This window comes from Collimonas fungivorans Ter331 (genome assembly GCF_000221045.1).
GTDB classification, from domain to species: domain Bacteria; phylum Pseudomonadota; class Gammaproteobacteria; order Burkholderiales; family Burkholderiaceae_D; genus Collimonas; species Collimonas fungivorans_A.
Window position 1 is genome coordinate 3,411,981 of record NC_015856.1, and the last position, 21,605, is coordinate 3,433,585.

23 protein-coding genes are annotated in these 21,605 nt (G+C 59.8%); 8 read left to right on the forward strand and 15 right to left on the reverse strand.

The annotated features are described in order from the left end of the window. Positions 1–26: 26 nt before the first annotated feature. The 7 genes from acpP to CFU_RS14895 all read right to left on the reverse strand — a co-directional run bounded on the left by acpP (position 27) and on the right by CFU_RS14895 (position 5,457). Positions 27–266, reverse strand: coding sequence for an acyl carrier protein (acpP, locus tag CFU_RS14865; protein WP_014006859.1), 240 nt, complete (start codon positions 264–266; stop codon positions 27–29). A gap of 179 nt (positions 267–445) precedes the next feature. Then, the gene (fabG, locus tag CFU_RS14870; protein WP_014006860.1) at positions 446–1,216 is read right to left on the reverse strand and encodes a 3-oxoacyl-ACP reductase FabG; all 771 of its coding nucleotides are present in this window, start codon (positions 1,214–1,216) and stop codon (positions 446–448) included. Further along, entirely contained in the window at positions 1,213–2,145 is a 933-nt protein-coding gene (fabD, locus tag CFU_RS14875; RefSeq protein WP_014006861.1) for an ACP S-malonyltransferase, read from the reverse strand. The genes fabG and fabD overlap by 4 nt, the downstream gene beginning before the upstream one ends. Before the next feature lie 190 nt (positions 2,146–2,335). Next, positions 2,336–3,322 carry a beta-ketoacyl-ACP synthase III gene (locus CFU_RS14880; protein ID WP_014006862.1) on the reverse strand — a complete coding sequence of 329 codons (987 nt, stop codon included), beginning with the start codon at positions 3,320–3,322 and terminating at the stop codon, positions 2,336–2,338. Then, entirely contained in the window at positions 3,319–4,419 is a 1,101-nt protein-coding gene (gene plsX, locus CFU_RS14885; protein ID WP_014006863.1) for a phosphate acyltransferase PlsX, read from the reverse strand. Before plsX ends, CFU_RS14880 begins: the two co-directional genes overlap by 4 nt. A 152-nt stretch (positions 4,420–4,571) precedes the next feature. Next, positions 4,572–4,754 carry a 50S ribosomal protein L32 gene (rpmF, locus tag CFU_RS14890; RefSeq protein WP_014006864.1) on the reverse strand — a complete coding sequence of 61 codons (183 nt, stop codon included), beginning with the start codon at positions 4,752–4,754 and terminating at the stop codon, positions 4,572–4,574. A gap of 202 nt (positions 4,755–4,956) precedes the next feature. After that, a complete protein-coding gene (locus tag CFU_RS14895) occupies positions 4,957–5,457 on the reverse strand; it encodes a YceD family protein (protein ID WP_041742123.1) in 501 nt (166 codons plus the stop codon). A gap of 150 nt (positions 5,458–5,607) precedes the next feature. Between CFU_RS14895 and CFU_RS14900 the strand changes: the two genes are divergently transcribed. After that, positions 5,608–6,258, forward strand: coding sequence for a Maf-like protein (locus CFU_RS14900; RefSeq protein ID WP_014006866.1), 651 nt, complete (start codon positions 5,608–5,610; stop codon positions 6,256–6,258). 6 nt (positions 6,259–6,264) lie between these two features. Continuing rightward, positions 6,265–7,020, forward strand: a complete 756-nt coding sequence (locus tag CFU_RS14905) for an SAM-dependent methyltransferase (RefSeq protein ID WP_014006867.1) — start codon at positions 6,265–6,267, stop codon at positions 7,018–7,020. Positions 7,021–7,401: 381 nt separating this feature from the next. Here the strand turns inward: CFU_RS14905 and CFU_RS14910 are convergent, their stop codons facing one another. The 4 genes from CFU_RS14910 to CFU_RS14925 form a co-directional block, all read right to left on the reverse strand. Continuing rightward, positions 7,402–8,379, reverse strand: a complete 978-nt coding sequence (locus CFU_RS14910) for a S49 family peptidase (protein ID WP_014006868.1) — start codon at positions 8,377–8,379, stop codon at positions 7,402–7,404. Between the two features lie 51 nt (positions 8,380–8,430). Continuing rightward, positions 8,431–8,802 carry a Rieske (2Fe-2S) protein gene (locus tag CFU_RS14915; protein WP_014006869.1) on the reverse strand — a complete coding sequence of 124 codons (372 nt, stop codon included), beginning with the start codon at positions 8,800–8,802 and terminating at the stop codon, positions 8,431–8,433. Between the two features lie 22 nt (positions 8,803–8,824). Continuing rightward, complete coding sequence (locus CFU_RS14920; RefSeq protein WP_041742124.1) at positions 8,825–9,484, reverse strand: HAD-IIIA family hydrolase; 660 nt, start codon at positions 9,482–9,484, stop codon at positions 8,825–8,827. An 80-nt stretch (positions 9,485–9,564) separates the two neighbouring features. Beyond that, positions 9,565–10,530: an RluA family pseudouridine synthase gene (locus tag CFU_RS14925; protein ID WP_238531320.1), complete on the reverse strand. Its 966-nt coding sequence runs from the start codon at positions 10,528–10,530 to the stop codon at positions 9,565–9,567. Between the two features lie 744 nt (positions 10,531–11,274). Between CFU_RS14925 and CFU_RS14930 the strand changes: the two genes are divergently transcribed. The 5 genes from CFU_RS14930 (at position 11,275) to CFU_RS14950 (ending at position 18,161) form a co-directional block, all read left to right on the forward strand. Continuing rightward, positions 11,275–14,397 carry a ribonuclease E/G gene (locus CFU_RS14930; protein WP_014006873.1) on the forward strand — a complete coding sequence of 1,041 codons (3,123 nt, stop codon included), beginning with the start codon at positions 11,275–11,277 and terminating at the stop codon, positions 14,395–14,397. 233 nt (positions 14,398–14,630) lie between these two features. Next, positions 14,631–15,755, forward strand: a complete 1,125-nt coding sequence (moaA, locus tag CFU_RS14935) for a GTP 3',8-cyclase MoaA (protein WP_041742125.1) — start codon at positions 14,631–14,633, stop codon at positions 15,753–15,755. 12 nt (positions 15,756–15,767) lie between these two features. Beyond that, complete coding sequence (gene mobA, locus CFU_RS14940; protein WP_014006875.1) at positions 15,768–16,376, forward strand: molybdenum cofactor guanylyltransferase MobA; 609 nt, start codon at positions 15,768–15,770, stop codon at positions 16,374–16,376. A 10-nt stretch (positions 16,377–16,386) separates the two neighbouring features. Continuing rightward, complete coding sequence (gene glp, locus CFU_RS14945) at positions 16,387–17,694, forward strand: gephyrin-like molybdotransferase Glp (RefSeq protein ID WP_041742126.1); 1,308 nt, start codon at positions 16,387–16,389, stop codon at positions 17,692–17,694. A gap of 8 nt (positions 17,695–17,702) precedes the next feature. Next, on the forward strand, positions 17,703–18,161 hold the full coding sequence (locus tag CFU_RS14950) for a GNAT family N-acetyltransferase (RefSeq protein ID WP_014006877.1): 459 nt from the start codon (positions 17,703–17,705) through the stop codon (positions 18,159–18,161). A 59-nt stretch (positions 18,162–18,220) separates the two neighbouring features. Here CFU_RS14950 and CFU_RS14955 read toward each other — a convergent pair whose 3' ends face one another. Further along, positions 18,221–18,640, reverse strand: coding sequence for a DUF1810 domain-containing protein (locus tag CFU_RS14955; RefSeq protein ID WP_014006878.1), 420 nt, complete (start codon positions 18,638–18,640; stop codon positions 18,221–18,223). Between the two features lie 29 nt (positions 18,641–18,669). Between CFU_RS14955 and CFU_RS14960 the strand changes: the two genes are divergently transcribed. Continuing rightward, positions 18,670–19,062 carry a VOC family protein gene (locus CFU_RS14960; RefSeq protein WP_014006879.1) on the forward strand — a complete coding sequence of 131 codons (393 nt, stop codon included), beginning with the start codon at positions 18,670–18,672 and terminating at the stop codon, positions 19,060–19,062. A 102-nt stretch (positions 19,063–19,164) separates the two neighbouring features. Here CFU_RS14960 and CFU_RS14965 read toward each other — a convergent pair whose 3' ends face one another. From CFU_RS14965 to CFU_RS14975, 3 genes are all read right to left on the reverse strand, one after another. Further along, a complete protein-coding gene (locus CFU_RS14965; protein ID WP_041742127.1) occupies positions 19,165–19,428 on the reverse strand; it encodes a hypothetical protein in 264 nt (87 codons plus the stop codon). A gap of 225 nt (positions 19,429–19,653) precedes the next feature. Continuing rightward, complete coding sequence (gene rmuC / locus CFU_RS14970) at positions 19,654–21,120, reverse strand: DNA recombination protein RmuC (RefSeq protein WP_014006881.1); 1,467 nt, start codon at positions 21,118–21,120, stop codon at positions 19,654–19,656. Between the two features lie 37 nt (positions 21,121–21,157). Continuing rightward, a complete protein-coding gene (locus CFU_RS14975; protein ID WP_425304704.1) occupies positions 21,158–21,529 on the reverse strand; it encodes a group II truncated hemoglobin in 372 nt (123 codons plus the stop codon). Positions 21,530–21,605 lie beyond the last annotated feature (76 nt).

Consider the following 21,605-nt stretch of genomic DNA (forward strand, 5'->3'; position numbering starts at 1 on the left):
TTCTCCCGGATACATTCAAAGCTTGCTTAGGCCTTAACGTGAGCCGTAGCGTAATCGATAGCCTGTTGCACTGTAGTGATCTTTTCAGCTTGTTCGTCAGGGATTTCCATTTCGAACTCATCTTCCAGCGCCATCACCAGTTCAACTGTGTCGAGCGAATCAGCACCCAGATCGTTGACAAACGACGACTCGGTCTTGATGTCAGCTTCTGCGACGCCCAGTTGCTCAGCGACGATTTTTTTAACGCGTTGTTCGATATCGGACATGTGATGCCTCCATTAGGTTACAGAAAGTGCGCGCATTTTAGCAGGTTTGCGCATTGAAAATTTACTTTCGACATTAGTCTTTAATATTTAATAAAACTACGTCAAAAGCTTCTAAATAGATACAACTTACATTTAACTCTGAAATAAGCCCAGAACTGCAAACTTGCTTCAGTGCATGATCAACTCATGTACATGCCGCCATTTACGTGCAAAGTGCTGCCCGTAATGTAGCTGGCCTGCGGCGACGCCAGGAAAACCACGGCCGCCGCCACCTCTTCCGCAGCGCCCAGCCGCCCCAGCGGGATCTGCTGCAGCAATGCCGCGTGCTGCTCTTCGCCCAGGGCCTTGGTCATGTCGGTATCGATAAAACCGGGCGCAACGCAGTTGACCGTGATATTGCGGCTGCCGATCTCGCGCGCCAGCGCACGGCTCATGCCGGAAACGCCGGCCTTGGCTGCAGCATAATTCATTTGCCCCGGATTGCCGGCCGAACCGACCACCGAAGTGATATTGATGATGCGGCCATGCTTGGCCTTCATCATGCCACGCAAGACGGCGCGCGACAAACGCGCCACCGCGGTCAGGTTGGTCGAAATGACGGCGTCCCAGTCCTCGTCCTTCATGCGCATCGCCAGCTGGTCCTTGGTGATGCCTGCATTATTGACAAGAATCGACAATCCGCCGAACTCCTTGTGCGCCAGCTCGACCGCCGCCGCACAGCCGGCTGCGTCGTTCACATCGAGCACGATGCCGCGGCCGTTTCCCGGCTGGCTGGCCTCCAGGTATTCCGAAATTGCCGCCGCACCCGCCTCCGAAGTTGCCGTGCCGACCACCTTGGCACCACGCTGCAGCAACTGCAGCGCAATGGCCCGGCCGATGCCGCGCGATGCGCCGGTGACCAACGCTACCTGGCCGATTAAATCCTGTAAAACGGTATTTGGTAAAGTCACTTGAAAGTCTCCAACATTTTATCCAGTGACGCCTGGTCGACAATCATGTCGCCGATCAGGCTGTCATTAATACGCTTGGTCAGGCCAGCAAGAACCTTGCCCGGACCGCATTCCACCACATGGGTGACGCCTTCGGCGGCAATCTTCTGCACCGTTTCCACCCAGCGCACCGGGCTGGCCGCCTGCCGCACCAGCGCATCCTTGATGGCTGCCGGATCATTGACGATGGCGACATCGACGTTATTGATCAGCGCAATCTGCGGTGCAGCGAAAACCAGGCCTTGCATGTATTCGCGCAAACGGTCCGATGCCGGCTTCAGCAACGAGGAATGAAATGGGGCCGATACCGGCAATGGCAAGGCGCGTTTCGCCCCTTTTTCCTTGGCGGCGACGCAAGCGCGTTCGATCGCCCCCTTATGGCCGGCGATGACCACCTGCGCCGGCGCATTGAAATTCACCGCCTCGACGATTTCGCCCTGGGCCGCGGCCGCGCAGACCGCACGCACGTCCTCATCCGACAAGCCGAGGATAACCGCCATGCCACCCTGCCCGACCGGCACCGCCTGCTGCATCGCCTGCGCCCGGAACCGCACCAGCGGCACGGCATCCTTGAACGCGATCACACCGGCGGCAACCAGCGCCGAATACTCGCCCAGGCTGTGCCCGGCGACCAGCGCCGGCGCCTTGCCGCCCGCAGCCAGCCAGGCCCGATAGCAGGCGACCGCCGCGGTCAGCATGACCGGCTGCGTGTTGGTAGTCAGGTCCAGCTCTTCTTTCGGCCCTTCGGCAATCAGCTTGCCGAGATCGAACTTCAGCGCCTCGGAAGCCTCTGCGACAGTATCTTTTACTACCGGGTTATCGGCAAAACCGTTCAGCATGCCAACGGCTTGCGAACCCTGGCCCGGAAAAACAAACGCGAATTTATTCATGCCTTACCTAAATGGGTATCAAATTTATTAAACACATGCTTACAGTAGCTTAGGAGGCCTTTAAAGACCGTAGCCTCAGCTACGCTGACTTGGCCCAAGGTCTGTCCGAGAAGCGCAGCTGTACGGAGGTACAGCCCAGGGCAGAGATTGGCGCACTTGTAAACCTTGCAGTAGGTCCTTAAAGGTCTCCTTACATGCGGGCCAGGATCGCACCCCATGTAAAGCCGCCGCCTACGCCTTCCATCATGACGTTGTGGCCGGGCTTGACGCGGCCATCGCGTACCGCCTGGTCCAGCGCCAGCGGAATCGAAGCCGCCGAAGTATTGCCATGCTGGTCGACCGTCACCACCATGCGCTCGTTGTCCAGGCCCAGCTTGCGGGCGGTGCTTTGCATGATGCGGATATTGGCCTGGTGCGGAATCAGCCAGTCGATCTCGGAGGCCGACATGCCGGCCATCTGCAAGGTTTCGTTGGCGACTTTTTCCAGTACCGAGACCGCCAGCTTGAACACCGCCTGGCCGTCCATGTACAGATAAGCGCTGCCCTCGACCACGCCGGCATTGACCTTGCCCGGAACGCACAGGATGTCCTTGTGGCGGCCGTCGGCGTGCAGCTTGGTGGCGAGAATGCCCGGCTCGGCGGAAGCAGTCATGACCACCGCGCCGGCGCCGTCGCCGAACAGCACGCAAGTGGTGCGGTCTTCAAAATTCAGGATCCGCGAAAAAACCTCGGTGCCGATCACCAGCACGTTCTTGTGCGCGCCGGACTTGATGAAACTGTCCGCGATCGAGACTGCATACACAAACCCGCTGCATACCGCCTGCACGTCAAACGCCGCACCGCCGTTGACGATGCCGAGCTTTTGCTGCACTACGCAGGCAGTGCTGGGGAAACCGCCGAAATGATCGGGAGTCGAGGTGGCGACGATCACCAGGTCGATATCGTCGGGCTGCATGCGCGCCATGTCCAGCGCCTGCCTGGCTGCGGCTACCGCGAGATCGCTGGATTGCACATCGGCTTCAGCGTAATGGCGCGCGGCGATGCCGCTGCGCGAGAAAATCCATTCGTGCGACGTCTCTATGCCCTTCTCGGCAAGCTGCGCAGTGAGTTCCTGGTTGCTTACCCGTTTCGGCGGCAAATAGCTGCCGGTACCGACAATTTTGCTATATGTAGTCATGCTGTCTTTTGTTGGGTTGATTCAGTATTAACGATTTCGCCCGATCCGCCATTCGCGCCATCCGGGGTGTCGGCCTGCGGCATCAGCTCCGCAATCGTGGTCGCAATACGAGACAATACATCATATTTGGCTGCATCGAATGCACGCTGTATGGCCCACTCGTAGCCATAGGCGTCGGCGCCGCCGTGACTCTTGAAAACCAGTCCGCGCAAACCCAGCAGGCTGGCGCCGTTATAGCGCGAAGGATTGAGGCGGCGCGAGATGGCCTTGATGGCGCCGCGGGCGATGACGGCGCCCAGCATGTTCAGGAGGCCGCTCTTGAATTCGGTCGTTAAGACGGTCTTGACGAAACGGCCCAGGCCCTCGGAAGCCTTGAGCGTGACATTGCCGACAAAACCGTCGCAGACGACGATGTCGGTGGTGCCTTCGAAGATATCGTTGCCTTCGACATTGCCGTAGAAATTCAGGATGCCTTTTTCATGGTCGGCGCGCAGCAGCTCCGCCGTCTGCTTGACCACTTCATTGCCCTTGATCGCTTCTTCGCCGACATTCAGCAAACCGATCGTCGGCCGCGGCTTGCCTTCCATGGCCGACACCAGGGCCGATCCCATCAAGGCAAACTGGTGCAGATGCACAGGTTCGCAATCGACGTTGGCGCCCAGGTCGAGCATGTAAGTCGGACCGTCTTTCTGGTTGGGGAGGATGGTGCAGATCGCCGGGCGGTCGACGCCGTGCAAGGTCTTCAGCAGATAGCGGGAAACAGCCATCAGGGCGCCGGTATTGCCGGCCGACACGCATGCCTGCACTTGCTGGTCTTTGACCAGGCGCAGGGCGACACGCATCGAGGAATCTTTTTTGCGGCGTAATGCGGTTTCGATGGAATCGTCCATCGTCACCACTTCGGATGCATGGTGCACCGATAAACGCGGATGGGAACTCGCCTTGTGCTTTTTCAGTTGCGCCCGGATTTCTTCCTCGAGGCCAACCAGCACCAACTCGGCCTCAGGCTCGCGGTTGGCAAATGAAACTGCAGCAGGAACGGTAACCGACGGGCCGTGATCGCCACCCATGCAGTCGATAGAAATTTTGATTGTCATTGTTTTGATTCAGTGCCTACTCTAAGCCGTATTATGAGGCAGATTGGGCGCGATTCAAAATGACGCAAGGAAGGATGTGTCGGCATACAAAAACGGCGCCCTGAGAAACTCATCGCGCCGCCTTCGACCTGCATCGCAAGAACAAGTAAGTATTACTCGTCGTTCTTGGTCTTCAACACTTTACGGCCACGGTAAAAGCCGTTCGGGCTGATGTGGTGGCGCAGATGTGTTTCACCAGTCGTTGGCTCGATAGCCAGCGGAGGTGCAACCAGAAAATCGTGGGCACGGTGCATGCCGCGCTTCGATGGGGTCTTCTTATTTTGTTGAACTGCCATGATAACTCCTGCTTTCTTAAGATCTTAAAGTTTAACATATCCAACCCTCAGAACAGGGAAAGGCTGGATATTCCTGCCGCGTTTGTGCGCGGATTTTACTACCTATTGCCACACCTTAGTCACACGGAATCACATTCATGTGAAAATCAGCGCGACAAATTTACCGCAATTCTTTACTAAATCCATTTACTGCCGCTGCTATTTACTGCTGCTTCAAATTCTTGAGCATCGCGAACGGCGACTCTTTCTTGGCGCTTTTCAGGCCCTCAAGCGCAGACTGGTCCGGGCAAACCGGATGTTTCGGCGACAGCGGCAAGGCCAGCAGCGCCTCATCTTCAACCAGCTCTACGATATTCAGTGTTTTAGTGCCGACGATGACATCAATCTCGTCATTATCAAGCAGCGCATCGATTGCATCGGCGCTTTCTTCGTCTTTTGCCAGCACCAGCACCGATTCCGAATCGATATCGAAAGCGAACGACGTCAGGCAGCGCTGGCACATGATCTTGGTCGAACCGCTGACAGTGAGCGTCAGTTGCGGATGCCCTAACTGATCGGCGCCGCCAGCCAGGACCCAGTGCAGGGCGCCGGAGCGATCCGCAGTCTCAGCCGAGAGGCGGCTCAGATCGGCCACCAGCGTATCGCCTTCACGGCGCTCTTTATGGCGCGCATACTCAAACGCGTCGATGACAAAAGCACTCATAGTCAAGAAGCCGAACCCGGAAAACCTGCGATAATAACAGCCTTTTCCCTTATTCGTCAAAGTGTTAGCGCGTTTTCCGCACTTTGGCCGCCATTTGCAGGGATTTTACCGTTCTGCAATCGCAGAAACAACCAATAAGCAACAAAAACCATGGCTTCTTTACAACAGACCACCTCTTCCACGACATCCCTGCCGCGCCTGATCCTCGGTTCCAGCTCGAAATACCGCAAGGAACTGCTTTCCCGGCTGCACGTCCCGTTTGACGTGATCGTGCCGGATATCGACGAAACGCCCCATCCTGGCGAGAGTCCGCAAGCCACCGCCCTGCGCCTGGCCCTGGAAAAGGCGCGCAGCGTGGCGCTGGCGGCGCCAAATGCGCTGGTGATCGGCTCCGACCAGGTGGCGACGCTGGACGACGAGCAGATCGGCAAGCCCGGCAATCACGAGAACGCCCTGGCGCAGCTGCAAAAGATGCGCGGCCGCCGCGTCATTTTCCACACCGCCCTGTGCCTGTGGGATAGCCGCCACAGCCAGCCCGAGCAAGCCGTGCAGATAGAAAACATCCAGACCTTCGTCACTTTCCGCGACTTGCCCGACGCCGAGCTGGACGCCTACTTGCGCATCGAACAACCCTACGACTGCGCCGGCAGCGCAAAAAATGAAGGGCTGGGCATCGCCATCCTGGAAAAAATCGAAAGCACCGATCCGACTGCCCTCACCGGTTTGCCATTAATCGCGCTGACCGGTATGCTGCGCCGCGCTGCCTTCCCATTTTTCCGCACTCCCATTTTCACTAAATAGACCGACATGCCAGGCACCCTGTATTTAATTCCCAACACCCTGGGCCAGAACGAGACCGTATCGCCAGCTGCGGCGCTGGCAACCGTCATCCCGCAGGAAGTCCAGGCGCTTACCGCAAGGCTCGATTATTTCATTGCGGAAAATGCAAAGACCACGCGCGCTTTCCTGAAGCTGATCGATGCAGCCCAGTCGCTCGCCAAGCCGCTGCAGGAAATCCAGATCGCCGAACTCAATGTCAATACCGCCAGCGCCGCATTGCCGGCCCTGCTGGCGCCGCTTCTGGCCGGCCAGGACGCCGGCCTGATCTCTGAAGCCGGCGTGCCGGCAGTCGCCGATCCCGGCGCCAACCTGGTGCGGCTAGCCCACGCGCAAGGCATCCAGGTGCGGCCATTGGTAGGTCCGTCGTCGTTGTTGCTGGCCGTCATGAGCAGCGGCCTGAACGGCCAGAGTTTTGCCTTCAACGGTTATCTGCCCACCGATGCCGAACAGCGCGGCAAACGCATCAAGGCGCTGGAACTGCGCTCGCGCCAGGAACAGCAAACGCAACTGTTCATCGAAACGCCGTACCGCAACAGCGCTTTCCTGGAAGCCCTGGCCAATGCCTGCCAGCCCGGCACGCTGATTTGCGTAGCCACCGACCTGACGCTTGCAACCGAAAGCATCAGGACCCAGACCGCGGCAAAATGGAAGGCCGCCCTGGCGGCAGGCAAACACCCTGACTTCCATAAAAAGCCAACCGTGTACCTGTTCCTGGCCCAATAAATTCATTACACATAACGCAAAACGGCGACGGTATTGCGCCGTCGCCGTATTTGCCTGTCCCGAAAGACATTTATGTTGAGAAGTCGAAAACTTCTCGGTGCCGCATCCGAGATGCGGGGGTTTGTCCGGTAGTAATTGCGCTACTCCAAAACAAGGGGTTGTATTGCGATGGAGTGACTCTTTGCTATCGAAACAATCTCAATCTGTATGGTGATGGGTTTTGGTATTCCGATAATCGTCCCCTCCGTTCGCTGTTCCTTGAGTACCTTAAATATACGACAGGATCGCGAAGATACAAGGCCGATTATGGTATTACCATATGCCGGTTTCCACTTTGATATTTATCTTAAGGCCCGCACGCCGGCAGGCCTTGCATGAAACTCAACGCAAGCTTGGCTTGATGTCATTCGCCAGCGATTGCACTACGCCGGCGCCCATCGCCACGCCGAATTTTTTCAGCACGCGTTCAGGCAAACCTTCGCTCTTGGTGTAATCGACAATATCTTCCTGCTTCAAGACATCGCGAGCCACGCTGTCCACCGTGCCGTAGCCGTCGGCCAGGCCCATCTCGACTGCCTTCGAGCCGCTCCAGAACAGGCCCGAGAAAGTTTCCGGCGTTTCTTTCAGGCGCGCGCCGCGGCCCTTGCGCACCACGTCGATGAACTGCTGGTGGATTTCCGCCAGCATGGTTTGCGCATAACCTTTCTGGGTCGCGCTCATCGGGCTGAACGGATCGAGGAAACCTTTGTTCTCGCCGGCGGTCAGCAGACGCCGCTCGACGCCGACCTTGTCCATCAGGCCGGTGAAACCGAAGCCGTCCATCAGCACGCCGATCGAGCCGACGATGCTGGCCTTGTTGACGTAAATCTTGTCGGCCGCGGCGGCAATGTAATAACCGCCCGAGGCGCACATTTCGTCGACCACCACATACAGCGGCTTGTTCGGATATTCCTTGCGCAGGCGCGCGATTTCATCATTGATGATGCCGGCCTGCACCGGGCTGCCACCGGGGCTGTTGATGCGCAATATCACGCCGACCGAATCGTCCGCGGCGAAAGCGTTGTCAAGCGCCGGCACCACCACGCCGGCCGAACCGTTGCCTTCCGATTCGATCGCGCCGTTGATCTTGACCAGCGCCGTATGCGCACCGACCGTCTGCGTATCCGAGCCTTCGTAATTCATGCCGAGCCACACGCCGAAGACAATCAGGCCGATCACGGTCAGCTTGAAAAAAATCCCCCAGCGGCGGCGCGCGCGCTGTTCACGCAACGACGCGAACGCCAGCTTTTCCAGCACTTCGCGCTCCCAGCCTTCTTTTTTGACGGGCGTGGCCGCATTCTCAAAATCGTTATTGCTCATGGTGTTTGCTCACTTCGTTTATCCGAAATCGTTATTGAACAGACCAGCCTGTCAGGCAATCACAGGCCGCACATATTCATCAGGGATCCAGAACACCTGATCATTGCTTTCTTCAACCAGAATCTTGTGCAAACGTCCGCCGCGGCACGGGCCGCCGGCGCAATGCCCGGTTTCCGGCTCGTACACTGCACCGTGCGTGGCGCACATCAGGTACAAACCGCTGGACTCGAAAAACTCGCCCTCGTTCCAGTCCAGCTCCAGCGAGATGTGCGCGCACCGGTTCAGGTAAGCGTGGACGACATTGTGGTGGCGCACGGCGAATGCAACCGCCTCCTCGCCCCAGGCGGTAACCGCAAAACGCACGCCTTTGCCGCGCTCTGCCAGCGCAGAAGAAGCACAGAGGGGAAGGCGGTTATCGTTCACGGCGCGTCGCTCAATGGGTCGGTCAGGCGTTGGCGTTAAGCCAGGCGTGCAACTGCACGGTCGAGGTGGCGTTGAACAAGGGCTTCAGCGCATCCAGCTCATGCGCCGGGTGCGCGCCATACTGGACCGCGATTCCCGCGGCGCCGGCATTGATGGCCATCTGCAGGTCATGGGTGGTATCGCCGATCATCACCGTGCGCTTCAGGTCCTGGCCCAGCTCTCGCGTCAGTTCCTGCAGCATGGCCGGATGCGGCTTGGAAAAAGTCTCGTCGGCGCAGCGGGTAGCATCGAACGCCGACAGCAGCTTGGTCTCATGCAAGGCGCGGTTCAGGCCGACCCGGCTCTTGCCGGTGGCGATCGCCAGGAAATAACCCTGCTGCGACAGGTCCGCCAGCATTTCGCGCACGCCGTCGAACAAGGTCAGGTCCTGGTCTTGCGCCAGGTAGTGATAACGGTAACGCTCCACTACCCGCGGATACTGGCTGGGCTCCAGGCCCGGCATCGCAACCTGCATGGCTTCCGCCAGGCCCAGCCCGATCACGTGCGAGGCGGCCTTGTTGTCCGGGACCGCCAGTCCCAGGTCCCTGGCTGCAGCCTGGATACATTTCACGATGATGGCGGTGCTGTCCATCAAGGTGCCATCCCAATCAAATACAATTAAATCAAAATTCTTTCGCGCCATATTGCCTGGCAATACCTTGCCAGCTCCTGTAATTGGTTTGGCCTGCCGATCGGAAAAACCGGCAAACCGATAAGCAAATACTAACTGATATTCTGATCGCCCTCAGCTTCCGATATTGCCGCCGGGATATCTTTCGGCAGGCTTTTCAGGAATCTTTCGCATTCCGGCGGCAGCGGCGCCTTGAGGGTCACCGGCTTGCCCGTTTCCGGATGGGCGAAAGTAATCTGGTAAGCATGCAAGAACATCCGCTTCAGCGCGACACGTTGTCCGTCAGCCTTCTGCAAAGCCCGGTTCAAGGAAAAGTCGCCGTATTTATCGTCGCCGGCGATGGCGAAGCCGCTGGCCGACAGATGGACCCGGATCTGGTGGGTGCGGCCGGTCTTCAGCTCGGCTTCCAGCAAAGCATAGTCGCCATAACGCCGGATCAGGTTGAAAATCGTGTGCGACGCCTGGCCGTCGGCCTGCACCCGCACCCGGCGCTCGCCATCGGCCGCCGTATACTTGTGCAGCGGCAACTTGACATGCTGGCGCTCGTTTTGCCAGTCGCCGTGCACCAGCACCAGGTAACGCTTGTCGGTGTCGCCGTCGCGCATCTGCTCGTGCAGGTTGGTCAGCGCGGAACGTTTCTTCGCCAGCAGCAAGATGCCGGAAGTATCGCGGTCCAGCCGGTGCACCAGTTCCAGGAACTTGGCTTGCGGACGGGCGGCGCGGAGTTGCTCGATGACGCCATAGCTGACGCCGGAGCCGCCGTGCACGGCGACCCCGGCCGGCTTGTCGATCACCAGTAAATGATTATCTTCCAGCAATATCTTGAATTCCGCCCCTGGCGCTACCGCTTGTGTTTGCTTTTCAGCAATTCGAATCGGCGGCACCCGTATGACGTCGCCCTCGACCAGGCGATAAGTCTGGTCGATACGGCCTTTGTTGACCCTGACCTCGCCGGAGCGCAACACGCGATAGATATGGCTCTTGGGCACTCCTTTACAAATACGCAATAAAAAATTGTCGATGCGCTGACCTGCGTCGTCTTCCGCAATAGTCAGCATTTGGACGGCAAGAGGCGGCGCAATTGCTGTTAACTGTATACCTTGCTCCACGGCTACCTTGGGTTCGGCCTTATGCTTGCCCGCGGCTTGTGTCCGCGGCTCGGGGCGAGTCTTGACTCGTCCTCCAGAAAATCTCGCTAAGTCCTTCATTTTGAATATATAATTGTTCCGCAATTGTTAGAAAACAGTTGCTGGTGTAAGAATAAAAAGACCATTCTACACAGGGGCGTCCCCATCAGCCTCGCCAATTTGCAAATTTGATGGGAAATGTGTACGCATCACCCCTGCGCGAGTCAAGGTCGCACCGTTGTTGTCATCGGATAACGCGCACGGATGCTGAACAAGAATGTCTGGATGATTAGGATAAAGTCCGGCGAGCCCGATGCGATCCAAACGATCGCGACGAGCTCGCCGGTTGATGTAGTGTTTTTAAATTTGCCGCGTACTTACTGAAACCAATGCTTTATTTGGCTCTATCAAGCTGCTCACCGCCAAGCGTCGTGCTCGCGTTCCGCGAACCGCAGGATGCTGTACCGGCGCGCGCTGGTAGTTTTCAGTAAAACGGCAGCACTATATCCGCGCCTGTGCACTGCGCTCATATAGCGCATACACACCAAGGCAATTCTCTCCCCCCTGACACTCCGTTCTCGCGTACATCCTTGTACTTTTTGTCGCTGACAGAAATGCTGAAGAACAGCAATCTTTAAGCGCCATTGCATTGACCCAAGGGTCACGGAGCGAAAAATGAAACGCATGTTGTTTAATGCCACGCAGCAAGAAGAACTGCGCGTGGCTATTGTTGACGGGCAAAAGCTCATCGACATCGATATCGAAACCACCGGACGCGAACAACGCAAGTCCAATATCTACAAAGGTGTGATTACCCGTATCGAGCCGTCGCTGGAAGCCTGTTTCGTCAACTACGGTGAAGAGCGTCATGGCTTTTTGCCGTTCAAGGAAGTTGCCCGCACTTACTTTAAAGAAGGTGTAGACGTCCGCAGCGCATCGATCAAGGATGCCCTGCGCGAAGGCCAGGAAATCATGGTGCAGGTCGAAAAGGAAGAGCGCGGCAACAAAGGCGCGGCCCTGACCTCCTTCGTTTCACTGGCTGGCCGTTACCTGGTCCTGATGCCGAACAATCCGCGCGGCGGCGGCGTGTCGCGCCGGGTCGAAGGCGAGGATCGCCAGGAACTGCGCGAAACCATGGATCAGCTGGACCTGCCTAGCGGCATGTCGGTGATTGCCCGCACTGCCGGCATCGGCCGCAACGTTGACGAATTGCAATGGGACTTGAACTACCTGATGCAACTCTGGCGCGCCATCGAAGGCGCCGGCACCCAAGGCAAAGGCGCGTTCCTGATTTATCAGGAATCGTCGCTGGTGATCCGTGCGATCCGCGATTATTTCCAACCGGACATCGGCGAAATCCTGATCGACACCGACGAAATCCACGACCAGGCCCAGCAGTTCATGGCCCACGTCATGCCTGACATGGTGCATCGCGTTAAGCGCTACCGCGACGACGTGCCGCTGTTCTCCCGCTTCCAGATCGAACACCAGATCGAAACCGCGTATTCGCGCACCGTGCCGCTGCCATCCGGCGGCGCCATCGTGATCGACCATACCGAAGCCCTAGTGTCGGTTGACGTCAACTCCGCCCGTGCTACCCGCGGCGGCGACATCGAGACCACCGCCTTCAACACCAATTGCGAAGCAGCTGAAGAAGTTGCGCGCCAATTGCGTTTGCGCGATCTCGGCGGCCTGATCGTGATCGACTTCATCGACATGGAGAATTCGAAGAACCAGCGCGAAGTCGAAACCCGCCTGAAAGACGCCCTGCGCTATGACCGCGCCCGCGTCCAGATGGGCAAGATCTCGCGCTTCGGCCTGATGGAACTGTCGCGCCAGCGCCTGCGTCCGTCGCTGTCGGAAGGCAGCCACGTGACTTGCCCACGCTGCAACGGCACCGGCCATATCCGCGATACCGAATCGTCAGCTCTGCAAGTCCTGCGCATCATCCAGGAAGAAGCGATGAAAGAAAACTCGGCCGCGATCCACGTCCAGGCGCCGGTCGACGTCGCCGCTTTCCTGCTGAACGAAAAGCGCGGCGAGATCCTGAAGATCGAAACCCGTCACCGGGTCGGCATCATCCTGATCCCGAACAAGCACCTGGAAACCCCGCATTACAAGCTGGAACGCCTGAAGCACGACGATCCGCGCCTGGAAGAAACCCAGGCCAGCTACGCCATGGCAGAGCAAGCGGATACTGACATCGGCTACAGCAAGACCCAGAAAGAAGAAGGCAAGCCGCGCCAGGAAGCCGTGGTCAAGGGTATCACGCCAGACCAGCCGGCCCCTATCGTCGAGCGCAAGCCAGTGGAAGCGCGTCCGACAGCGGTTGCCGCTGCCAGCCCGGCAGAAACAGGTTTCCTCGGCAAGATCTTCGGCTTCTTCTTCAGCAAGCCGGCAGCGCCGGCAGCAACTCCTGCCGCTACCGCCGAAGCCAAGGGCCCGCAGCAACGCGGCGACCGTGGCGACCGCAACAACCGTGGCCAGCGCGGCCGTAACCGCAGTGGCCGCAACCGCGATGGCAGTGCGCAGGAAACACGCGACGACAACGCCAAGAAACCGCTGGTAGAAGCTGTCGAAGCAAAAACCCAGCAAGCCCGTCCGCCGCGTCCTCCGCGCGAGCCTAAGGAGCAGCGGGAGTCTACTAAAGAGCAACGCGAACCCAGCGACAGCAAGGCGGAAACACGCAATGAAGGCCGGCGCGAACGCGCCGAACGCCCGCCGCGTCCGCCACGCGAAGAGCGCAAGGAAAACCTGAGCGAAATCAAGGTCGACGAGACCTTGCTCAAGGGTGGCGTAGTCGCCGCTGCCGGCGTTGCCGTCAGCAGCATCGCCGAAGCTGCTGATGCTACGGAAGCGGTGCAAGCCGATAGCGGACGCGTTGAAGCCAAAGCCGGTGAAGACGAAGAACCACGCCGCCGCCGCCGCCGCGGTGGCCGCAACCGTAACCGCCGCGACCGCGACGGCGCCGAGGGCACCACTGAAGGCAGCAGCGACGACATCGAAACAGGCGAAGCCGCTGCAGCAGCAGACGTGGCCGATACCGGCAACGATGCAGATGCTCCCGAGGCAGTGAGCGCTCCAGCTCCAGCCGAAGCAAGCAGCCCGGCCGGCAACAGCGTACCGATGATGGCCTCGGCAGTGCCGATGGCACAGGAAAGCGCTGCTCCGGCAGTTGAAACGACAGCGGCGCCGACCGCCTTGTCGAATGCAATCGCAGCGCCGCTGGTGCCTCAGCACATTGCTCCGCAAGAGGAAGCCGCTCCCGTCGTCGCTGAAGCGGCGCCGGCAGCAGCTCCTGTGCAAGAGCCGGTTGTGGCAGCGCCGGTTGTGGCAGAACCTAAACCGGCCGCATCTGAGCCGGTAGCCGTTCCCGCAGCAATCGTGCCGGAACAACCTGCTGCACCTCAAGCGGCTCCGGCAGTTGCCAGCCAGCCGCTAGCAGAACCGCAGATCGAAGAAACCCCTGCGCTGCTGGCTCCGGCAGCGCCCGTGGTTGCCCCGGTGGTTGCTCCCGTGATTGCCCCTGTGGTCGCTGAAACGGCGGCGCCGGTAGCAGAAGCGCCAGCCGTCATCAAGGCAGCCGTTTCCAGCGGATCGCCTAAGGTGGAAGACCTGCAAAGCGTACTGGCTGCAGCCGGCCTGACCCTGGCGGCGACCGATCCGAGCAAACTGCGCGCTGCACAGGAAGCAACGGCCAACATCGTTGCCGCGCCACATGTGCCGCGCGAGCGCAAGCCTTTGCCGGCGCAGTCCAGCGAACCGCTGGTGCAGATCGAAACCCAGCGCCCGCAGTAAGCCGGTGCGCCACCTGGTGGCGTAGCAGCTAGACAGTAGTACAACAAAGGGAGTCCCAGACTCCCTTTGTCACGTCTGGCGCAGGCGATATGTTTGAAATTGCGAGAATTGCCGCACTTGCTGCTTTTCGCCAGGCGTCTGAAGCTAAAAAGCGACGCCCATGGTATCTTGTACAAGTTGCTACCTTATATTTATTAGATGCAAGACATTGCACATTTTTCCAGACACACATCATGACTAGAAAAGTCATCCCGCTGATCGATAGCCGCAGTTTTTTGCCGCTGCCCTTGCCGCCTGCATTGCCCTCTATCCTCGAAACGCCGACCGGCCTGATAGCGGATGAGCTGGGGCGGCCGCTGCACGACTTGCGCATCTCGGTCACCGACCGCTGCAATTTCCGCTGCGTCTATTGCATGCCGCGCGCGGTATTCGACAAGGACTATGCGTTCCTGCCGCACACCGCCCTGCTGTCGTTTGAAGAAATCACGCGCCTGGCGAGCCTGTTCGTCGCCCACGGCGTGCACAAGATCCGCCTGACCGGCGGCGAACCCCTGCTGCGCAAGCACATCGAAAAGCTGATCGGCATGCTGAGCGCCCTGAAGACACCGGATGGCAAGCCGCTCGACCTGACCCTGACCACCAACGGTTCATTGCTGGCGAAAAAAGCCCAGGCCCTGAAAGACGCCGGCCTGAACCGCGTCACCGTCTCGCTCGACGCACTCGATGAAAACATCTTCCAGCGCATGAACGACGCCGACTTCCCGGTGGCCGACGTCTTGCACGGGCTGGATGTAGCACATCAAGTAGGACTCGGGCCGATCAAGGTCAACATGGTGGTCAAGCGCGGCGTCAACGAGCAGGAAATCCTGCCGATGGCGCGCTATTTCAAGAACACGCCGTACATCCTGCGCTTCATCGAATATATGGATGTGGGCGCCTCCAACGGCTGGAAGATGGATGAAGTAGTGCCCTCCGCCGAAGTGGCGCAGATAATCCAGAGCGAACTGCCGATGCAGCCGCTGGCAGCCAACTACGCCGGCGAAACCGCAAAGCGCTGGCGCTACGAAGACGGCATTGGCGAAGTCGGCCTGATTTCCAGCGTCACCCAGGCGTTTTGCCACGACTGTTCGCGCGCCCGCCTGTCGACCGAAGGCAAGCTGTATACCTGCCTGTTCGCCAGCGCCGGCCACGACCTGCGCGCCTTGCTGCGCAGCGAATGCAGCGACCGCGAAATCTCCAGCGTGATCGGCCAGCTGTGGCGCGCCCGCGACGACCGTTATTCCGAGTTGCGCACGCAGCAGACCGAGGGCCTGGCTTCGCCCCTCAAGAAAGTGGAAATGTCGTACATAGGCGGCTGAGCGGGCCACGCCATGGAAACTTGTTCGCCCCCCTCTGCACTGAATATCACCGGCCTGATACTGGCCGGCGGCCGCGGCACGCGCATGGGCGGGATCGACAAAGGCCTGGCCCTGCTCGACGGCCAGCCGATGGCGGCGCATGTCGTCGCGCGCCTGGCGCCGCAGGTGAACAGCCTGATCATCAACGCCAACCGCAACCAGGACAGCTACGCGGCGTTCGGCGCGCCGGTCTGGCCCGATGAGCAGCCTGGCTTCGCAGGCCCGCTAGCGGGCCTGCAGGCCGGCCTGCGCCACTGCGCTACGCCCTACCTGGCGACCGCCCCCTGCGACTCGCCCTACCTGCCGCATGACCTGGTGCAGCGCCTGGCGCAAGCACTGGCCAGCGCCGGCGCCGACCTGGCGGTGGCCTCCACCCGCGAAGGCAGCGACCAAGACATCTGGCCGCAGCCGGTATTCATGCTGCTGAAAACCGCTTTATTGACCGACCTCAATGACTACCTGCAGGGCGGCGGGCGTAAGATGGAAACCTGGTACCGCCGCCTCAACTATTGCGAAACGCTGTTTACCGATGCCGACGCCTTCCGTAACATCAATACCCGAGAACAGTTACTACAGCGATAATGCAAACGCAATGACCAACCTGAATATCCGTCCCGCCAAGCCATCCTTGTCCGAACTGACCAGCTGCCTGTCGGACTACGATCCGGACGCCATGCCGGTAAGGCAGGCGCAGGCCATCATCAGCGATTGCATCACGCCAGTCACTGCGATCGAAAAAGTGGCGCTGCGCAGCGCCCTCGACCGCGTGCTGGCCAGCGACATCATCTCGCCGATCGACGTCCCGGCGCACGACAACTCGGCCATGGACGGCTATGCCTTCAACTCGGCCGACCTGCGCAGCGATGCCGATACCGTGCTGGCGGTGGCCGGCACCGCCCACGCCGGCCGCGCCTACCTGGGAGCGGTCGCCAGCGGCCAGGCGGTGCGGATCATGACCGGCGCCCTGATGCCGGACGGGCTCGACACTGTCATCCCGCAAGAATTTGTCAGCCCCGGCAGCGCGGCAGGTTTCGTCACCATCCCGGCCGATGCCGTCAAACCCGGCGCAAATCGCCGCCTGGCCGGCGAAGACCTGAAAGCCGGCAGCGCCGCGATTGCCCAGGGCCGCATCCTGCGCCCCGCCGACCTCGGCTTGCTGGCCTCGCTCGGCATCGCCGAGATCCCGGTAAGGCGGCGTCTGCGCGTGGCGTTTTTCTCGACCGGCGACGAACTGCGCTCGGTGGGTGAAGTGCTGGATCCCGGCTGTGTTTACGATTCCAACCGCTACACCTTGTACGGCATGCTGCAGCGGCTGGGCTGCGACATCATCGACATGGGCGTGGTCGGCGACGATCCGCAGGCGCTGGAAAGCGCATTTCGCAGCGCTTGCGAGAATGCCGACGCCATCATCACTTCCGGCGGCGTCTCGGTCGGCGACGCCGACCACACCAAGCAGATGATGGCGCAGCTGGGCGACGTCGCCTTCTGGAAAATCGGCATGCGCCCGGGCCGTCCGCTAGCGTTCGGCAGCATTACGTCGGGCGGCAAGCAAGCGCTGTTCTTCGGCCTGCCCGGCAATCCGGTGGCGGTCATGGTGTCGTTTTACTTTTTCGCGCGCGAGGCTTTGCTGCAGCTGATGGGCGCGCAGGTCGCCCCGTTGCCGCTGATGCGCGCCACGGCGGCCGTCGCCATCCGCAAGCGCCCGGGACGCACCGAGTACCAGCGCGGCATCCTCAGCATGAACGACAGTCAGTGGAGCGTGCGCCCTACCGCCGCCCAAGGCTCAGGCATCTTGCGTTCGATGGCGGAAGCCAACTGCATGATCGTGCTGGCGCATGAACAGGGCGGCGTCGCCGCCGGCGATGCGGTCGAGGTGATCCTGTTCGATGGCCTGATCTAAGGACGCGCATGGAATTCCGCGCTGCCCATATCGAAGACGCCGACGCCATCACCGCGCTGATCCACTGCTTTGCACATGAATTCCTGGCCACGCCTGGCGGCAAGGGCGCCGAAGGTTTTTTCGAATCCGTCTCGGCAGCCGCCGTAAGAGGATATATTCCCGATCCGCGCTATCAGTACCACCTGGCTTTTGAAGACAACGTACTCGCGGGATTTATCGCACTGCGCGACCGCAGCCACCTGTGCCATCTGTTTGTCGCCCGGGATTTTCAACGCCGCGGTCTGGCCAGGCAGCTTTGGCAGACAGTGAAAACAGCAACCGCCGCGCTCGGGACCATCGACGCATTTACGGTCAACTCCTCGCCTTTCGCGCAGCCTGTCTATGAGCGCTTCGGCTTCGTCAAAACCGGCCCACAAGTTGAAATGCATGGCATATGCTTTGTGCCGATGCGTTTGTCCCTCAGCTAAAACGCTGAACAACGAAATACTCCGACGATCTCAAACCCTGCTGCGCGTCATCGCGGAGCTCACAATCGAGAGAGCGTGGCCTGATCACGCTCTCCTCCAAAATATTTTTGCAAACACTCGTTGAAAACCTGGTTATCGAGCGTAGCTTCGGCGAACAAGGTCATCGAGGATTGAAACTTCATGTAGTCGGGAAAACCGAAAATATCTTCTATCGAGCGCCCGTCCACACCCGCAACCAGCCGGCAGCATTCCCGCAGGCGCGGCCCCAGCAGCGGATGCTCAAGGTACGCCCGCGCTTCTCCAAGCGATGAGATCGCATACCTGGCCGCCGTGGCGCTGTGTCCCAGTCCTTCAATCTGAGGAAAAACAAACCACATCCAATGGCTCCGCTTGCTGCCCTGGCTCAATTCTTCGCGTACGATATCGAAGACCGGCTGGTGGGCCGCTACAAAGCGTTGCAGATTGTATTGATCGCTCACGTCTTTCTTCCATCGAAAGGAAAAACCCCATGATCTCTCATGTTTTTGTCGGCGTCGCCGATTTTCAGCGCGCGTTCGGCTTCTATTCCGCCATCATGGAAGTCCTGGAGCTGCAGCTCAAATTCTGCGACGCGGACAAACCGTGGGCGGCCTGGATGGCCAGCGGCAAGGCGCGCCCCCTGTTCATCATCGGCGCTCCCTATAGCGGCGCGGCCGCTGCCGGCAACGGCCAGATGATCGCTCTGCTCGCTCCGACGCGCACCGCCGTCGACAAAGCCTACGCTGCGGCCTTGCGCAACGGCGGATCCTGCGAAGGCGCGCCCGGGCTGCGCCTGGAATATCATCCGGATTATTACGGCGCCTATTTCCGCGATGCAGATGGCAACAAGCTTTGTGTCTGTTGCCACGACGCTGTGGCTTAAAGTTAAAAACCGTCGCGCGCGGTCTCCATGTCAAAGCAGGCCATCAATTCACATTGATGGCCTGCAAAAAATACTGCATTGATTTACGTCCGGCTGCTGTCTTCAGAACGTGGAGCACTGGAACAAGCCAGGATGCCCGAAGCAGGTGGTAGTTGCCGGGTAACGTTCGGTATTGTCTTTTGTGTCGAGCCGCAGCACGCAACTGCGCCATTCATTGCTATTGCTTTTATACCCCAGTCTTTCGCAAGCCGGGCCATAGATGCGCATCATCTGGTCGACGTCGCGCTGTGCCTGGGCGGCGCGTTCGGCATCCGTGGCGCAACCGGCCAGCATGGCGACCGCGGCCAAAATTATGAGCGTACGCATGATCAACTCCTTTTCTTTCGGGCCTGTTCAGCAAACTTCGGTTTTCTGTTTTCCGCAGGCAAATGTGCGGGTATCCAACACCCGGCGGCGCATGCTGTGCACATAGTATAGGACAGAGCTTATTGCTCCACTATTTCCAATCATGCATAGTTGCTACCAGATGTAACCGTCCCGATCCCGGCCGGCAAAAAATTCAGGATGCGGCTTGTTTAGTGAAATACTGCTTCAGCTTTCGTCGTCCGGCGCCAATTCCGGCTCTTTGCCCAGCAGCAGCTGTGCGGCATCGCTCGGCAAGGCCTCCACCGATTTCAGCTTGCGCGCCATCTGGCGGCTGCGCACTTCGGCCTGGTCGATATTCTTGGCGGCCCGTTCCAGGGTCAGCTTGGTGGCCGCCAGCACGTCGCCGAACTTGCCGAATTCGGTCTTTACCGCGCCCAGCACTTGCCATACTTCGGATGAACGCTTCTCCAGCGCCAGCGTCCTGAATCCCATCTGCAAGCTGTTCAGCAAGGCCGACAAGGTCGACGGCCCGGCGATGCTGATGCGGTGCACGCGCTGCAATTCGTCGGCGAGGCCGGAACGGCGCATGACTTCGGCGTACAGGCCTTCGGTCGGCAGGAACAGGATGGCGAAGTCGGTGGTCAGCGGCGGCGACAGGTATTTCTCGGCGATGGTCTTGGCTTCGCCGCGCACCGCGCGCTCCAGTTCGCGCGAGGCTACGGCTACGCCTTCGGCATCGGCGCGGTCGGCGGCCTCGGCCAGGCGCTCATACTGTTCTTTCGGGAACTTGGCGTCGATCGGCATCCACACCGGCGTGCCGCCGTCGTCGTTGCCGGGCAACTTGATGGCGAATTCGACCCGTTCGCCGCTGCCGGGAACGGTTTCCACATTCTTCGCGTATTGTTCCGGCGTCAGCACCTGCTCCAGCAGCATTTCCAGCTGTACTTCGCCCCAGGTGCCGCGCGTCTTGACGTTGGTCAGCACCCGCTTGAGGTCGCCGACGCCGATCGCCAGCTGCTGCATCTCGCCCAGGCCCTGGTGGACTTTTTCCAGGCGGTCGGAAACGATCTTGAACGACTCGCCCAGGCGCTGCTCCAGCGTTGCATGCAGTTTCTCATCCACGGTCTTGCGCATTTCTTCCAGGCGCAAGCCGTTGTCGTTTTGCAGGTCCTTGATCTTCGCTTCCAGCGTGGCGCGTACTTCCGCCATGCGCTGCGCATTCGATTCGGTCAGCGCCGCCAGCGTCTGGTTCAGCGTATCGCCGAAGCGCTGCAGCGACTGCGCCTGTTCCTCCCGATTGGTCTGCGCCTGCTGGTTCATCGCCAGCCGCATGCTGTCGAGCTGCTGGGCGTTGGTTTCGTTGAGCTTGACCAGTTGCTGGGCAAAAGTGTCGATCTGGTTGTTCTGCAAGGTGGCGACGCTGGTCATCTGCGCCGCCAGGGTCTGCTGCAGCTGGCCGAAACTGCTGCCCAGTTCCTGCCGCATGCCCTGGGCGCTGGTCTGCACCTCGCTGCGCAGTTCGCGCTGCTGGCGCTCGCCAATATCTTGTTGATGGCGCTGCAGGTCGTTTTGCAGCTGCGTCAGCTGTTGCGCGGGATCGGCGCCGCGCGAGCTGCGCAGGATGGCGATGATCTGCAGCACGATAAGAACGGCGGCGACGGCAAGCAGGATGAGCAGTTCGGTTGATGTCATGTATTCTTCGATAAGCTAAAAATGGATTGCGGTGAAATCACGGCTGGGCGTCTGCCTTGTTGCGCATCCAGTCCGCAGTCTGGAAGAAGGATGTCAGCAAATGCTCCTGCAGCCTTTCCTCCATGCCGACATCCTGCATCGCCAGCGCCATGCAGCGCAGCCACTGGTCGCGTTCCGGCGTCGCGATCGCATACGGCAAATGGCGCGCGCGCAGGCGCGGATGGCCGAAGCGTTCTATGTACAAATCGGGACCGCCGCTCCAGCCGGTCAGGAACCAGTAAAACTTGTCGCGCGAGCCGTCGAGCGTGGTCGGATGCAGGGCCCGGATCACGGAAAATTGCGGCTCCAGGTCCATCAGGTCGTAGAAACGGTCGACCAGTTCGCGCAGCTTGCCGGCGCCGCCTATCATGTCGTAGAGGCTGGCCTGCTGTTGCGCCGGCTCGCTGGCGGCAGTGGTGTGTTCTGTAGTCATAGGGAAGAATGGT